The organism is Stenotrophomonas sp. KH_029, from assembly GCF_057839765.1.
Map to the genome: position 1 here is coordinate 4,255,001 of NZ_CM174498.1, position 15,444 is coordinate 4,270,444.

Genomic DNA, 15,444 nt, shown 5'->3' on the forward strand with positions numbered 1-15,444 from the left:
CGTCAACACCTTCTTTCGAAGGATGTTGATGCCGCTTTGGCGTGGTGTTCACCGGGGTGAAGACCGCGTCGCAGCGAGGGAGCGAATACTAAAGACTTCTGCAAATTCGTCAAGGCTTTTGTCGATCTTTTTCATCGCAACGTCATCGTTACGTGCTGCCCGGCACACAGCGCGGCAGCACGCGCGTTGCGCGTGCTGCCGCAGACTTGCTAACAATGCATCTCTTGTCGTCGGGGATGCATGCGATGTCGGTGGGTAGCAAACGTTCGTTGTTGCGCGATGTGTCGTTGCCATCGGTGATGGCCGGCTTCATCACCGTGCTGGTCGGCTTCGCCAGTTCGGCGGTGATCGTGTTCCAGGCCGCACAGACGGTGGGCGCATCGCAGGCGCAGATCGCCTCGTGGATGTGGGCGCTGGGGCTGGGCATGGGCGTGACCTGCATCGGCCTGTCGCTGCGTTACCGCATGCCGGTGGTGACGGCATGGTCCACCCCGGGCGCGGCGATGCTGGTGGTGGGTACCGGCGCGGTGGGCTACTCCGATGCGATCGGTGCCTTCGTCCTGGCCGCGGTGCTGGGCATGGTCGCCGGCTTCTCGGGGATCTTCGCCCGGGCAATGCGCCGGGTACCAATGGCATTGGCGTCGGGCATGCTCGCCGGCGTGCTGCTGCGCTTCGGGCTGGAGGTGTTCGTCTCGATGGGCACGCAGCTGGCGATGGCACTGGCGATGTTCGCCACCTGGCTGGTCGGGCGGCGCCTGTTCCCACGCTATGCGGTGGTAGCCACCCTGCTGGTGGGCATCGCGGTGGCCGGCGGCCAGGGCCTGCTGCAGCTGCAACAGGTGCGGCTGGAATGGGCGGTACCGGTGTTCACCGCGCCCACGCTGTCCTGGCCGGCGGTGTTCAGCATCGCCCTGCCGCTGTTCGTGGTGACCATGGCCTCGCAGAACATCCCCGGGGTGGCGGTGATCCGCGCCTGCGGCTACGACACGCCGGTGTCGCCGGTGATCGGCTGGATCGGGGTGGTCAATACGCTGCTGGCCCCGTTCGGGGCCTTCGGCCTGAACCTGGCGGCGATCACCGCGGCGATCTGCATGGGCCGCGAGGCGCATGAAGACCCTGCGCGGCGCTACACCGCCGCGGTGGCCGCCGGTGCCTTCTATATCGTGGTGGGCCTGTTCGGGGCGACGGTGGCGGCGGTGTTCGCCGCCTTCCCCAGGGAACTGGTGGCCTGCGTGGCCGGCATCGCGCTGTTCGGCACGATCGCCAACAGCCTAGCCGGCGCGCTGCGCGAGGAGTCCGACCGCGAGGCGGCGCTGGTCACCTTCCTGGTAACCGCATCGGGTCTGTCGCTGGCCGGGATCGGCTCGGCGTTCTGGGGCCTGGTGGCCGGCGGCATCTGCCTGCTGGTGCTGCGGCCCCCTGCAGCGCGCGCCTGAGCAGGATCAGGGATCCAGCAGGAAGGACAAGGCACCGATCACCACGATGTAAACGGCCATGCCGATCACTACCGCCGACCAGCGGGTGCCGCCCAGACCGGCCAGCGCGGCGTGCTGGGCGGGCGCGTCACCGGGATGGCGTGCCTCGGCCAGCGCGATCATCCGCTGGGCATGGCGCAGATACAGGTGATTGCCCACGGAACCGGCCGCGACGCTGGCCGCGAGGGTGATCACCAGCGATACGCTGTCGCTGACCCCGATCAGGGTTTCCAGGATGGACAGGACAGTGAGCGCGCCAATCCACATCGCGGCCACCGCATACATGCGGCGGTACAGCATCCAGAACGCGCCGAACAGGAAGGCCGGCCAGTTCCACGCGTGGGTGCTGGCAGCGGTGCTGTCGTTGGCCAGGTCCAGGCGCCATTTGCGACGGTACACCAGGAAGTTAGGGCCGACGAAGGCGGCGTACGCCTGTTGGCCGGGCGCGAGTGGTTCCTGCGCCGGCACGGCAGCAGGATCGGAGGCCGATGCCGGTGCGGCGTAGGGATCGTGCGACAGCTCGACCGGCGTCGGCGCGGGCACCGCCAGCTCGGCCACGCCATGCAGGGGCTGCCACTGGGCCATGCCCTGGCGCCAGACCAACGTGTCGGCGGTGATCTGGCCCTGCCCCAGCAACTGTTGCAGCTGCGCGGCGGGCACCGGTCCCTGCCGCTGTTGCTGATGATCGGCGTAGTACCACGGGGTATCGGACATGACTCGTTCCTTGAGGGAGAGGCACCGGTTCGCCCGTCCGGGCGTCGGCTGGAGGGGTTACAGGGGCAGCACGCGGAAGGTCTGGGTGAGCGTGTGGCTGGACCCGGCAGGCAGGGTGACCACGTCCGGGCCAGCGTTGGCCGCCTCCAGGCAGACATAGTTGCGCCAGCCCGCACCGACGTCGGCCATGCCTGCCGCCCCCGCTTGGCCCGGGTTCCAGGCCACCAGCGAGCGGCTGCCCTGGGTAGTGACCTCGATGCGCCGCTTCAGGCCAGGGTCCTTGAGCACGTAGCGGCCGCCGGCGCCGGTATAGATGCGGTCGCTGCGGCCGGGATCGCGCGGGTCGCGCAGGTTCCAATCGCCCTGCTGCACGCGCGGGGTGGCGTAGTTCTCGAACTTGTCCAGATAGGTGAGCCCGTCCAGGCCCTGTACGTCCACGGCCGTGGCGTCGTCCACCCGGAAGTAGTTGTGCAGGGCCTGGGTGAAGCTGACCGGCTGGCTGCCGGTGTTTTCGGTGACCAGGCGCTGCTCAAGCGTGCGGCCGATGCGCAGCTGCATGGTCAGGCGCAGGGTCAGGTTGTCCAGCGGCGGCGGGACCAGGGTGAGCAGGAACGTGCCGTCGGCCTCGCGGCGCGCCTCCTTCAACGTCCACGCCACGTTGCGGACGAACCCATGCGCGGGCACATCGGTGCCCTGCCCCTGGCGGCCGAAGTACGGCCAGCACACCGGGCTGCCGCCCCGGATCGGGGTGGGCAGCGCCTGCGCGCTGGGTGAAAGCCACAGGACGTCCTGGCCGCCCTTGGGGACATAGGACAACAGCTGTCCCCCGAACACCGCGATGGCGGCGCTGGCCAAGGGGGTGTCCACCTTCCAGGCAGGGAAGCCCTGCACCGTGCCCAGGCTCAGGCCCTCGACCTTGGGCAGCGTGGCGTTGGGGCCAGCCGGGGACTGCACCAGGCGGGCGTGGTTGGGCGGCAGGGTGAACACGGTGGATGCGGGCATGGCAGTCGGGGAGAAGAAGGTGGGAGGCGCACTGCGCAATGCAGTGAGGATGCGTTGGCCGGCACGGCCATCGGGGTTGGCCCAGCCCAGGCGCTGCTGTTCGGCCTGGATGGCGCGGCGGGTGGCGGTGCCGACCATGCCGTCGGCGGCGCCGATGTCATGGCCGCGCGCGAGCAGCAGGGTCTGCAGTTCGCGGCGTTCGCGGCGGCCGATGCCGGGGTCGTCGGTGGGCCAGGCCGCGACCGTACCGCTGCCGCCGCGCAGGCGGTCGGCCAGGGTGGCGATGGCCAGCGCATAGCTTTCGGCGGCGTTGTAGGCGTAGATCGCGTCGTAGTTGCGGAACACCAGCCAGGCCGGGCCCTTGGCACCGGTGGGCAGCAGCAGCGCGGCGTTGCTGTCGGCCGGCAGGCCGGCCGGGGCCAGCGCGCCGCCGCCGACCGGCACGATGCCCAGCGCGCGCCAGGCCGCCAGCGGCTTGCGCTGGGTACGCCCGGCCACGGCGGGATTGAAGCCGGCCGGCAGTTTCACTTCGATGCCCCATGGCTGGCCGGTGCGCCAGCCGGCCTTGGCCAGATAGTTGGCGGTGGACGCCAGGGCATCGGGAATGCTGGCGACCAGGTCGCGGCGACCATCGCCATCGCCGTCCACGGCGATGCGGGCATAGGTGGACGGCATGAACTGGGTGTGGCCGAATGCGCCGGCCCACGAGCCGGTCAGGCCCTCGGCCTGCAGGTCGCCGGCGTCGAGCAGCTTGAGCAGGGCCAGCAGTTCGCCGCGGAAGAACGGCTGGCGGCGGCCGTTGCACGACAGCGTGGCCAGCGACTGCAGCAGCGGGCGCTTGCCGAACACCCGGCCGTAATCGCTCTCCACACCCCACACCGCCACGATCGTGGCCGGGTCCACGCCGTACTGGCTGGACACGCGGTTCAACAGGTCGCGGTGCTGGGCCAGCAGCGCGCGGCCGTCGTCGACGCGCTGGCTGTCGACCAGGGCGGCCAGGTAATCCCACAACGGGGTGGTGAACTCCGGCTGGGCGTCCAGCAGCGGCAGCACGCTCAGGTCCGGGCTGAGCCCGGCAGTGAGGCGGCTGAAGCCGGCCGCGCTGATGCCCTGCTTGAGTGCCTGCGGCTGCAGGGTGGCCAGGCAGCGGTCGAACGCGTCCTGCGGCGCGGCCTGCGCGGCGGCGCTGCCCAGCCACGCCATGGCCAGCAACCCTGCGGTGAGGCGTTTCATTGGCGGAAATCCTTGCAGCCAGTGTTGAACGGCATGATAGCCGCAAGCGCCCGGCCGACGGGCCGATGCGGCAGGCCGCTTACAGCGGCTGCAACAGACGCAGCCCGAAGGCCGGTTCGGTCGCGTTCCAGTGCGCGCTGACCCGCAGCCTGGCTTCGGCGGCCAGTGACGCAAACACCGCATCGGTGTACTTGTGGCTGTATTCGACCGTCATCGCTTCACCTTCGGCGAAATCGAAACGGTGGCCGGCCAGCTGCACGGTCTGCGCGCAGCGGCTGACCAGCTCGGTTTCGATGCGCAGCCGCGGCACGCTGTAGCGGGCGCGGTGGACGAAACCCGCGAGGTCGAAGTCGCTGCCGATCTCGCGGTTGAGCCGGGCCAGCAGGTTGAGGGTGAACGCGGCGGTGATGCCGGCCGCATCGTTGTAGGCAGCCTCGATCAGGACCGGATCCTTGTGCAGGTCGATGCCGATCAGGGCCAGGCCATCGCTGCCCATGGTCCGGCGCATCGCCTGCAACAGCGCCACCGCGTCGGCATGGACGAAGTTGCCCAGGGTGGAGCCGGGGAAGAACAGCAGCCGGCGCGTGGCGGCGCGCTGCGGGGTGGGCAGTTGCACCGGGGCGGTGAAGTCGGCGCAGACCGGCAGCATTTCGATCTGCGGCAAGGCGGTGGCCAACCGCGCGATGCTGGCCAGCAGGGCCGCGCGCGAGATCTCGATCGGGGTGTAGGCGACCGGATCGGCCAGGGCGTGCAGCAGCAACTCGGTCTTGCGGCCGCTGCCGCTGCCCAGTTCCACCACATGCAGGCGCGGGCCGACCACCCGCGCGATGTCATGGGCGCAGTCCTGCAGCAGCGCCAGTTCGGTGCGGGTGGGGTAGTACTCGGGCTGGCGGGTGATCTGTTCGAACAGCGCCGACCCGCGGGCGTCGTAGAAGTACTTGGATGGGAGCTGACGCGGCCGCAGCGACAGGCCCTGCAGGATGTCGGCGGTGATCCGGGCGCGGTCGGGTTGCAGGTCGGTGAGCGCCTCGAGCGCGTCGCTGACCGTGCTCATGCCGCCTCGTCCCTGGCCAGGCGCAGGCCGGCGAACTGCCAGCGCGCCGAGGGCGCGAAGAAGTTGCGGTAGCTGGCACGTACGTGCCCTTCGGGGGTGGCGCAGCTGCCGCCACGCAGGATCCATTGGCCGTTCATGAATTTACCGTTGTATTCGCCCAGGTTGCCGGCGAAGGGACGGAAGCCCGGGTAGGCGCCGTAGGCGCTGCTGGTCCATTCCCAGACATCGCCGAACAACTGCAGCAGGGCGGTGTCGGTGGCCTGCCCGACCGCGCTGGCGCCGGCTGGATGCAGTCGGTCGGCATCGGCGAAGTGGCCGTGCAGCGGTTGGCCGGTGGCGGCGGCCTCCCATTCGAACTCGGTGGGCAGGCGCGCCCTCTGCCAGCGGGCATAGGCATCGGCTTCGAAATAGCTGAGGTGGCAGGCCGGCGCGTGCGGATCCAGGGCCTGCCAGCCGCCGAGGGTGAACTCGCGCTCCAGCGCATCGTCCCAGTACAGCGGGTGCTGCCAGCCTTCGGCCTGGCACAGCGCCCAGCCCTCGCTCATCCACAGGCGGACGTCGGCATAGCCACCGGCCTGGATGAACTGACGGTACTCGGCGTTGCTGACCGGGCGGTTGGCCAGCGCATGGGCGGGCACCAGCACGCGGTGCCGCGGCGATTCGTTGTCGTAGGCGAAGGCGCCGTGCCCGGGCCAGGCCGGGGCGCCGATCTCGACGATCTGTTCGGGGCTGCCGCGCCAGCGCAGCGGGATGGCGGCCGCGCTGGTACGGACCAGGTCGTCGCGGTACGCCGGCTGCAGCGGGTTGCTCCACAACGCATGCTTGATGTCGGTGAGCAGCAGTTCCTGGTGCTGTTGTTCGTGGTGCAGGCCGAGCAGCAACTGGTTGCAGGCCTGCGCATCGAGTGCGTTGGCCTGCAGCAGGCCGATCACCTGCTGGTCGACCAGGGCGCGGTACTGCAGCACCTGGTCCAGCGACGGCCGCGACAGCAGCCCGCGCTGCGGGCGCGCATGCGCCGGCCCAATGCTCTGGTAGTAGCTGTTGAACAGGTAGTGCCAGTCGGCGTTGAACGGCACATGGTCCGGCTGGGTGGCCAGCACGAAGCGTTCGAAGAACCAGGTGGTATGGGCCAGATGCCATTTGGCCGGGCTGGCATCGGGCATGCTCTGTACCAGGGCGTCTTCGGCACTGAGCGGGCTGGCCAGCGCGATGCTGCGCGCGCGGATGCCGGCATAGCGCACGGCCAGCGGTGCCGGGGGTGCGGCCGTGGTCGGCGGCGACGGGGCAACGGCGATATTCATCCCGCGCAGGATCGACCAGCCGGGGTGAGCGCTACGTCATGGCAAGGCTCACATCGCGTTACACCGCCCACGCCGCCACTCAAGTTGACTGCGCGCAGGCCGCTACCGGGAAGACCATCGCCTGTGTGTTCCGGTTTGCACGATGCAGCCATGGCGCGCCGGCCCACACCCGTGGAACCGTCCTTGCGCGATCACCTGCTACGCCAGCCTGGCCACTACCTGTTCGTACTGCCGGCCGTACTGGTGGGGCTGGGCGTATGGTCGGCCACGCCGGCCGACGAGGTGGCCAGCGCGGTGCACCGCATCCTGCCGCTGGTGCTGGCCTGCCTGGGCATCGGCCTGGGCCTGATCTACAACCGCGTGCGCGCGGTGTGCCTGCTGCTGGCGATCGCGCTGGCATTTGCGATCCTGCACGGGCTGGTGGGTGGTTTCCTCAACACCGGCGCGGTGACCGCACTGACCCCGCTGCTGTTCCACGCAGTGTCGGTATGGCTGCCGCTGCTGATCGCGCTGCATGGCCTGTGGCCCGAGCGCGGGCGCCTGCGCCATGACCTGCTGCTGCGCGGGGTGGTCAGCGGGGCGGCGGTGGGAGTGTTCGCCCTGCTGGCCGCACAGGGCCCGCAGGGCATGCACGACCTGCTCTCGGACCACCATTGGCCCTGGTTGCCGACCGGCTGGAGCCGGCTGGCGCAGCTGCCCACGCTGGTGTTCGTGCTGGGCCTGGCCGGGCTGGCGGTACAGGCGCTGCGCCAGCCGCGGCCATTGCATACGGCGATGCTGATCGCCCTGCTGGTGGTCTGGACGATGCTGCCCCGGGTGTTCCTGTCGCCGGCACTGCTGCCGGCACTGGCCAGCGCCGCGCTGCTGCTGCTCGTCTCGGCGATGCTGCAGGAGTCCTTCCACATGGCTTTCCGCGACGAGCTGACCGGGCTGCCCGGCCGGCGCGCGTTGAACGAGTGCCTGCAGCGGGTGGGTGCGACCTACACCATCGCGATGGTCGATGTGGACCACTTCAAACGCTTCAACGATACCCACGGCCACGACAGCGGCGATGACGTGCTCAGGCTGGTGGCCGCGCGGCTGGCCGCGGTGGGTGGCGGCGGCCGTGCGTTCCGCTATGGCGGCGAGGAGTTCGCGCTGGTGTTCCTGGACCGCCCTGCCCCGGCCTGCGTGGATGCGGTGGAAGCGCTCCGGGCCATGGTGGAGGACACCCGGCTGACCCTGCGCGACCGCGCGGCGCGGGCCGCCGACGATGCGGTCGGGCGGTTGCAGCGGGGCCGTGGCGGCGCCGGCACGGTGGTGCAGGTGACGGTGAGCATCGGCGTGGCCGACAGCCGCGCAGGCGATGGCCCGCAGGCGGTGATCAAGGCCGCCGACCAGGCGCTGTATGCCGCCAAGGACGCCGGGCGCAACTGCGTGCGCGCGCACGGCCTGCAACGGGCCGTGGCGGTGCGCAGCAGCGGCGATGCCGCTCAGGGCAGCGCGTCGAGGTAGAACCAGCGGCCGTCTTCGCGCACGAAGCGGCTGTGTTCGAGCATCTTCGCCGCGCTGCCACCGCCGACCTTGTAGCGCGCGGTGAACCTGACCCGGGCATGGTCGGGATCGATGAGGCCATGTTCGTGCACGGTCAGCCCCAGCCATCGGGTGCGCTGGCCGGCCGGCTCGTCCAACGACAGTTCGGCCGGGCGGGTGCTGGGGTGCCAGCTGGCCAGCAGGTAATCCGGCAGCTGTTTCACGTAGGCGCTGTAGCGCGAGCGCATCAGCGCTTCGGCATCGGGCGCCGGGGCGCCGGCATGGTACCGGCCGCAGCACGCGGCGTAGGCCAGCGGGCGGCCGCAGGGACAGGGATCAGGTGTGCTCATGGGCGCATTGTCGCGCGTTTGTCCGGGTACGCCGTAGGTACCGACCGTTGGTCGGTACCTACGCGCGGTGTGCGAGGTGCAGCCGACCAACGGTCGGCGCTACCCGGTATCAGGGCCCGGGCGTATGCTGGCGCGCCTTGTGTCGCAGAGTTGCTGCCGTGCTGGAACTGGTTCCCCCTGAGCTGTTGTGGTTGGTGGCGATCGCCTTCATCGCCGGTCTGGTCGATGCCGCCGTGGGCGGCGGTGGGCTGGTGCAGTTGCCGGGTCTGTTCACGGTGCTGCCGCAGCACACCCCGGCGATGCTGTTTGGCACCAACAAGTTCAGCTCGATGTTCGGGACCGGTGCGGCGGCCTGGCGCTATGCGCGCAATGTGCGCTTCCCGTGGCGGCCGGTGCTGTTCGCCGCCGGTACCGCGTTCGTGTTCTCCTTCGCCGGCGCCACTGCGGTCAGCCTGCTGCCCAAGGATGCGGTGCGGCCGCTGGTGCTGGTGCTGCTGGTGGCGATGCTGGGCTACACGCTGTGGAAGAAGGATTTCGGTGCCCTGCACCGGCCGCGCGAGATCGGCCGCAAGGAGTTGGCCACCGCCCTGGGTATCGGCGCGGTGATCGGCTTCTACGACGGGTTCTTCGGGCCGGGCACCGGCAGCTTCCTGATCTTCCTGTTCGTGCGCTTCTTCGGGCTGGATTTCCTGCGCGCCTCGGCCGCCTCCAAGGTGGTGAACCTGGCCACCAACGTGGCGGCGATCTCGTTCTTCGTTCCCACCGGCAACATCCTGTGGCTGTTCGCGCTGCCGATGGCCGCGGCCAACATCATCGGCTCGGTGGTGGGCACGCGGCTGGCGCTGCGTGGCGGCACGCCGTTCATCCGCAAGCTGTTCGTCGGCCTGGTGGTGGTACTGATCGCCCGGATGGGCTGGGACACCTTCGCCTGAGCGCAGGGCGGGCCAGCCGATCCGGCTGACCCGCCGGCGGCTTACCGCTTGGGCGTGGGCTTGGCCTTGGTGGCCGGCTTTTTGGCAGCGGCCTTCTTGGTCGCCTTCTTTGCCGCCTGCTTCACCGGCGCCTTGCCGGTGGGCGTGGCGGCCGCCGGCTTGGCTTGCTGCACCACCGGGGTGGCCATCACCGGCTCCGGCTCCGGCGCAGCCACGGTCACCGCCGGCGGCAGCGGTTCGGCGTGCACCGGCACGGCCACCACGGCCGGCGGCTCGGTGGCTGCCACCGTCCCGCCGGCGCGAGCGCGCTCGGGCAGCTTGAGGCGACGGGCCTGGTCGTCGTACTCGATCAGCAGCACGCCCGAATCATGGCGGCCGCTGATTTCAACAAAGCAGGCGCCACCGATGAACGGCTCCAGGGTCATCACCGACTTCAGCGGGGTGGCCACCACCATCTGGAAGCCGAAGTTGTCGAAGATGTTCATCGCCAGCGCGGTGAACTCGTTGTCGGCCTTGTCGAAGGCTTCATCGAGCACCACCGCGGCATAGCTGGGCAGCTGGCCGTCGGCGCCGCCGAGCTGGTAGCGCAGGGCGGCGGCCAGGCAGGTGGTGGCCAGCTTCTGGCGCTGGCCGCCGGACTTGCCGGCGCCACTGCGGTAGATCTCGACCTGCTGGCGGGTGGCGGCATCGAGTTCGACGCCGACAAATTCCACGTGCAGGCGCACATCCAGCACCAGCTCGCGCCAGCGCCGGTCCTCGCCTTCCTGCGAGCCGAGCTTGGCCACCAGCTCGCGCAATACCGCGAACTGGGCTTCGGCCAGTTCGCGCTGTTCGGTCTGCTGTTGGGACAGCACATCGCGCAGCCGCTGGTGGAAGTCCAGCACTTCGGGCAGGCGGCGGTCGCTGAGCTCGATGGTCAGCAAGGTACCGCGGTTGAACGGCACCTGCTCCAGCGACGCATTGACCTCGTCCAGGCGCTGGGCAATCGACTTGCGTGCCTCGGCGGTATGGCGTTGCAGGGCCAGCAGGTTGTTCTTGCTCTGGCTCTGCAGCAGATCGAAGAAGCGCGCCTCGTGTTGCGGCAGGCCGTCGTTTTCCAGCCGTTCCAGCCGGGCCAGGAAGTCCTCGGCGCTGGACAGGCTGATGGTGAAGTTGCCGCTGTCTTCCGGCCAGGCCTGGCAGTAGCGGCGGAAGCAGCCCAGCAGCAGGTTCTCCAGCCGGTTGTGCTCGGCCTGCGAGCCACCGAGTTGTTCATTGAGCGCATTGGCCACCTGGCGGAAATGCGCTTCCAGGTTTTCCAGGCTGAGCACGCCCTGTGCCTTCAGGCGTTCGCCCAGGCCCTGCTGCTGCAGGGGGGTGACCACGCGCTGGGCCAGCGGTGCGCATTGTTCGTGCAGGCGCTCCAGGCGTTCGCGCTCGCGGCCGAGCTGGCCACGTTCCACGCGTACGTCTTCATAGGTGCGCTTGGCCTGGGCCACGTCGGCCCGGGCCTTCTCGATCTGTTCGCCCAGCTTGCGCAGGTCGGCATTGCCTTCGCGCAGGTCGTGCAGGGCCTGCGCGATGTCGTCCAGGCGCTGCAGCGGGGCGGCCACGTCGATCTCGTCCCAGCCCAGCGTGCACAACTGATGGCAGGCCAGGCGGCGCTTGCCGTCCTGCTCGCGCTGCGCGCGCAGGGCGGCCACGTCGCTGTCGCAGGCGGCGATGCGCTGGGCCAGCTCGATCGCTTCGCGCTCGTACAGGTCCAGCTTGTCGCGGTTGTTGAAGCCGAGCAGCCAGCGGCGGCGGTCGCCGATGTTGTGGCGGTCGTCCTTCTCGAAACGCTCGCCGGGATGCTTGACCTGGCCTTCCTTAGTGATGCCGCGGTCGGTGTCGCGCAGCTGCCGCGCGTCCACGCATTCGTAGTCGAAACGCTTGCCCAGCTCGCGGCGCAGCCAACCGGCGTAGCCGTGCTCGCGCAGCACCAGCTTGTGCAGCAGCGAACGCGCGCCGGGCTCGCGGCCATGCAGGGCGTCGTCGTTGCGGCGCACCCGGTAGTAGACCAGGCGGGTGCCCAGGTGGGTCTGGTTGATCCACTCCGAGACCTGCGCATGGTGGCGCTCATCGACCAGCAGCGACTGCGCAAAGCCGTGCAGCACCCGCTCGATCGCGCCCTGCCAGGCCGCATCTTCCTCGCGCACCTGCAGCAGCTCGCCGACGAACGGCAGGGCGGCTTCGGGAATGCCGGTGTCGCTGCTCAGGCGCGCGCGCAGCTGCTGCATCGGCGCGGGAATGCTGGACGGGGTGCGCTTGAGCGCTTCCAGTTCGCTGCGCACCTCGGCGAAGCGGCGCTCGTCGTCGCGCTTGCCACCCATGCGTTCGGCAATGGCTTCGTCCAGTTCGGTGGCGGCGCGCTGGCCGTCGTCCAGGCGCGCCTGGGCGCGGGCCAGCTGCTCGGCGAAGCCGTGCGCGCTGTCGGCCAGGGTCTCGCCCAGTTCCTTGCTGGCGTGGGCGGCCTGGCTGCGCTTGGCCACGCGCCGGTCGCGTTCCTGGGCTACCCGGCCCTGCTCGCGCTCGAGCTCTTCGATGCGCTCGCCGCCCTGCTGGCGGCGCTGCGCCTCCAGCTCGGCCAGATGGCTTTCATGGTTGTCCAACGCGCCGCGGCGCTGTCCCTCTTCGCCGGACAGGCCGCGGTCGCGGGTGTCCAGTTCGCGCAGGCGCGCGTCCAGCAGTTCCAGCCGGCGCTGTTCGCGGTAGCCGTCGATACCGAGCTTGAGCTCGTCCAGGTCGCCGCGGGTGCGGCGCAGTGCCTGCAGGTCGGCGTAGTGGGTACGTGCGGGCAGCAGGGTTTCCACCTGGCGCCGGGCGGTGACCACCGCCTGGTGGGCGCCGTCGAGCTCGGCGAAATCGTCGACCAGGCGCCCGGCCGCGTCGAAGGTGCGCGGCGCGTCGAGCATGAAGTCGCGCAGGAACACGTTCAGATCGCCCAGGTTCTTGGCCGACTGGGTCTTGTGCAGCAGGCGCAGCGCCATCTCGTTCTCGATCCCGAGCACGTGGCGGAAACGTTCGGCGTAGCTGGCGAAGCTGTCGAAGTGGTGCACGTCGGCCAGGCGCTGCTTGAGCTTGCGCAGGTCCAGGTCGAAACCGCCCAGGTCGCGCACGATGTCGAAGCTGCGCTCGGCCACCATGTAATGCTTGCGCACGTCGGCCGCGGCCGCGCCGTTGCCGGCGATCCAGAACAGCCGTACCAGGCTGACGATGCGGCCGTCGTTGCTGCGGTATTCCAGCACCAGCGCGGTCCAGGTGGCGCCCTTGCGCAGGTACTGGGTGGCGATTTCTCCGGTACCGCTGTCCTGCTGGTCGGCCCAGGCGCCGCGCACGTAGGACACCAGATTGCGGTCGCGGCCGCTGCGTTCGGCTTCGCGCGCGGCGGCGTTGAAGTCAACCAGCGCCGGCGGCACCAGCAGCGCCGACATCGCATCGAGCAGGGTCGACTTGCCCGAGCCGGAACGGCCGACGAACAGGAAGCCGCGCTCGGCGATCGGCACTTCGGTCAGGCCGGAGAAGGTGCCCCAGTTGTGCACCTGCAGGCGGCGCATGCGGAACTGCTGCGCGCGCGGATCGGGCAGATCGCCGGTGAACAGGGCGGGTGCGGTGGTATGGACGGTCATGGCAGATCCAGCAATGCGGGGGCGAGGCGAGCGGCGCGGTGGGGCGCGCTCAGGCGTCGAAATCGAAGGCCGGCGCTTCGCGCAGGCGGCGGTACACCTGGGCCAGCGCGGCGACGTCCTCGGCGGAGAACATCAGCTTCAGCGCCGGCGAGACTTCGTGGCGGCCTTCATCGCCGCCCAGGCGGGTGAGGATGTGGTTGTCCTTCATTTTCTGCACGGCACTGGCCACGCGGCGGTTGAAGCCGGCGCGGTCGGTGGACAGGTTGCGTTCGTACACGGCCAGGGCCTCGGCCAGCTCGGCGTCTTCGACCACCGCGCGCAGCCCGCGCGCGTCGGCCTCGGCCAGCTGCTGGCGCAGGTGCAGCAGCAGCACCGAGTCGATGAAGGTCAGCGGCGAGGTGCGCAACAACACCGGCGCGTCGATATCTTCGGTATCGGCCTGGCGGGTGAAGGCCACGCCGCTTTCGCGGTCCAGCACCAGTTCCAGGAACAGGTCCGAGAGCGCCGAGCGGATCGCCGCTTCGCTGCGCAGCAGGGCTGGCCACAGCTTGGCGTGGCGCAGCTGGTCGATGCTCGGACCGATCAGCAGCTGGCACAGCGCGCGGCGCCCGTCCAGCGGCAGCCGCCCGGTGTCGCCCATGTAGAACACGTCATTGTTACGCCGCAGGACGGGCGTCACCACGACGGGTTCGTCGTCTTGCTCGTCTGCGCCGCCGTCGATCGGGGCGTCGGTGGATTGGTCATGCCAGCTCATGGCGTTTCTCCTGGGTGAACCAGATCAGCGGAATGCGGGCGCGACGCCAGTGGCCATCGCCGCCGCGCCATTGCGCGATCTCCTGTTGGTCGGAGGCTACCTCGCCGTGGCGGGTGCCCAGCGAGAGATAGCCGATGATGCTGCCCAGCCCCTGCGGGGCCTGCCGTTGTTCCAGTACCTGGGCGATCGACAGCCGCGGCTGCTCGCCGAGCAGTTCGTGCAGGTCCCGGCGCAGGCCGCGGAAGTCGATTTCCGAGGCCGCGACCAGGTCGCCGACGCTTTCCAGCGAGATCGCCGCGGCATCGTTGCGCTGCACGCTGCCATCGACCAGGGCCTGCCGCGGGTCGTGCAGTTTCCACTGCGACAGCGAGCGCAGGCGGCTGGTGGTGAGCTGCAGGTCGCGGCCGATGGCGCGCTGTGCCGGCACGTGGTCGCGCAGGGCCAAGGCCTCGCCCTGGGCCTGCTTGAGCAGCTGGTTGAGCCGGCGCTGTTCCAGGTAGCCACGGCTCTGCACGAAACCGCGCAGGCTGCGCGCGAAGTGCTGCAGCACGTCGTGGACCTGGCCGCCGCGATCGAGCATGGTGCTGGTGAAGCCGCGCAGGAAGGTGCGCTCGTTGCGGTCGAGCCTGCGCGCGAAGCCGCGGGCCAGCACGGTGTCCAGCGCGGCATCGAGCTGGGCGCTCTGCTCGGCATCGTTGAGCAGGCGCCAGAAGGCCTGGAAACTGCGCCCGGCATCGCTGTCGCCGATCACGTCCACGCCTTCGAACAGCTTGGACAGCACGTCGCCGCGCTCGCCCTCATCGTCGATGATGCGTTCGCGGAATTCGCGGTTGAGGCGTTCGAAGTCGTCGCGCACGCGGCGGAAGTCCTCGGTCAGCTCGTCGGCCAGGCCGATGATCTGGCGGGTGCGTTCCAGCGCGCGCTTGCCATCCAGCGAAGACACCTTGCCGCCACCGACGCGGGCGATTTCCGCATCGATGCGGTCGCGTTCGTCGCGCAGCGCCGACAGCCGGGCGTCGGGGTCCGATTCGGTCAGCGCGGCCAGCTGCGAGAGCTGTTCGATCACCAGCGCCAGGCGGCTCTCGGTGGCCGCGTTGCGCGGCTGCTCCAGGCTGTCGGCGAAACGGATCGCCTGCGCGGCCTGGGTGGACAGTTCGTACTGCTCCTGGTCGGCACCCTCGGGCAGGCGACGCTCCAGCCAGCCCTGGGCCAGCCAGTGCGCCACGTAGGCCTGCGCGGTGCGCGGCAGTTCGCGCGACAGCTCGTCGGCCTTCAGGTCGTCCAGTGCGCGCTGCAGCCGCTCATGCAACACCGCCGCCGGCAAGGTGCGCTCGTCCTGCATCAGCAGGCTCTGCAGCAGGCCGATGATTTCCGGGGCGTGGTCGGCGGCCAGCAGTTTCCACTGCGACTGTTCGCGCAGGTGGCGGTAACGGGTAATGCGCTCGCGATGCTTCATTGCAGACCGGGTAC

12 protein-coding genes (1 of these 12 running past the window's edge) are annotated in these 15,444 nt (G+C 69.9%); 4 read left to right on the forward strand and 8 right to left on the reverse strand.

Going from position 1 to position 15,444, the window contains the following annotated elements; translation table 11 throughout:
- Together AC3ITM_RS19000 and AC3ITM_RS19005 are read left to right on the forward strand one after the other, a co-directional pair.
- Positions 1 to 29, forward strand: partial view of a hypothetical protein gene (locus AC3ITM_RS19000; protein ID WP_489267298.1) — the 3' portion only. 370 nt of this gene lie to the left of the window's left edge; only the last 29 of its 399 coding nucleotides appear in the window; its start codon lies off the left edge, out of view; the stop codon is at positions 27 to 29.
- Positions 30 to 245: 216 nt separating this feature from the next.
- A complete protein-coding gene (locus AC3ITM_RS19005) occupies positions 246 to 1,436 on the forward strand; it encodes a benzoate/H(+) symporter BenE family transporter (RefSeq protein WP_489267300.1) in 1,191 nt (396 codons plus the stop codon).
- Positions 1,437 to 1,442: 6 nt separating this feature from the next.
- Here AC3ITM_RS19005 and AC3ITM_RS19010 read toward each other — a convergent pair whose 3' ends face one another.
- From AC3ITM_RS19010 to egtB, 4 genes are all read right to left on the reverse strand, one after another.
- Entirely contained in the window at positions 1,443 to 2,189 is a 747-nt protein-coding gene (locus AC3ITM_RS19010; protein WP_489267301.1) for a GYF domain-containing protein, read from the reverse strand.
- Positions 2,190 to 2,246: 57 nt separating this feature from the next.
- Positions 2,247 to 4,394, reverse strand: coding sequence for a lytic murein transglycosylase (locus tag AC3ITM_RS19015; protein WP_489270141.1), 2,148 nt, complete (start codon positions 4,392 to 4,394; stop codon positions 2,247 to 2,249).
- 109 nt (positions 4,395 to 4,503) lie between these two features.
- Entirely contained in the window at positions 4,504 to 5,478 is a 975-nt protein-coding gene (gene egtD / locus AC3ITM_RS19020) for an L-histidine N(alpha)-methyltransferase (protein ID WP_489267303.1), read from the reverse strand.
- The gene (gene egtB, locus AC3ITM_RS19025) at positions 5,475 to 6,779 is read right to left on the reverse strand and encodes an ergothioneine biosynthesis protein EgtB (RefSeq protein WP_489267304.1); all 1,305 of its coding nucleotides are present in this window, start codon (positions 6,777 to 6,779) and stop codon (positions 5,475 to 5,477) included. Before egtB ends, egtD begins: the two co-directional genes overlap by 4 nt.
- Before the next feature lie 183 nt (positions 6,780 to 6,962).
- Here egtB and AC3ITM_RS19030 point away from each other — a divergent pair, with 183 nt between their 5' ends.
- Positions 6,963 to 8,273, forward strand: coding sequence for a GGDEF domain-containing protein (locus AC3ITM_RS19030; protein WP_489267306.1), 1,311 nt, complete (start codon positions 6,963 to 6,965; stop codon positions 8,271 to 8,273).
- Here the strand turns inward: AC3ITM_RS19030 and AC3ITM_RS19035 are convergent.
- Positions 8,252 to 8,641 carry a YchJ family metal-binding protein gene (locus AC3ITM_RS19035; RefSeq protein WP_489267308.1) on the reverse strand — a complete coding sequence of 130 codons (390 nt, stop codon included), beginning with the start codon at positions 8,639 to 8,641 and terminating at the stop codon, positions 8,252 to 8,254. The two genes, AC3ITM_RS19030 and AC3ITM_RS19035, sit on opposite strands and share 22 nt — an antisense overlap.
- Positions 8,642 to 8,799: 158 nt before the next feature.
- Between AC3ITM_RS19035 and AC3ITM_RS19040 the strand changes: the two genes are divergently transcribed.
- The gene (locus tag AC3ITM_RS19040) at positions 8,800 to 9,573 is read left to right on the forward strand and encodes a sulfite exporter TauE/SafE family protein (RefSeq protein ID WP_489267310.1); all 774 of its coding nucleotides are present in this window, start codon (positions 8,800 to 8,802) and stop codon (positions 9,571 to 9,573) included.
- A 41-nt stretch (positions 9,574 to 9,614) separates the two neighbouring features.
- Here AC3ITM_RS19040 and AC3ITM_RS19045 read toward each other — a convergent pair whose 3' ends face one another.
- The 3 genes from AC3ITM_RS19045 to AC3ITM_RS19055 are packed head-to-tail and all read right to left on the reverse strand — an operon-like array spanning position 9,615 to position 15,430.
- Positions 9,615 to 13,220, reverse strand: coding sequence for an ATP-binding protein (locus tag AC3ITM_RS19045; RefSeq protein ID WP_489267312.1), 3,606 nt, complete (start codon positions 13,218 to 13,220; stop codon positions 9,615 to 9,617).
- A gap of 49 nt (positions 13,221 to 13,269) precedes the next feature.
- On the reverse strand, positions 13,270 to 13,974 hold the full coding sequence (locus AC3ITM_RS19050) for a DUF4194 domain-containing protein (protein ID WP_489267313.1): 705 nt from the start codon (positions 13,972 to 13,974) through the stop codon (positions 13,270 to 13,272).
- Positions 13,961 to 15,430 (reverse strand): DUF3375 domain-containing protein, encoded by a 1,470-nt coding sequence (locus tag AC3ITM_RS19055; RefSeq protein WP_489267314.1) that lies wholly within the window; start codon positions 15,428 to 15,430, stop codon positions 13,961 to 13,963. Before AC3ITM_RS19055 ends, AC3ITM_RS19050 begins: the two co-directional genes overlap by 14 nt.
- Positions 15,431 to 15,444 lie beyond the last annotated feature (14 nt).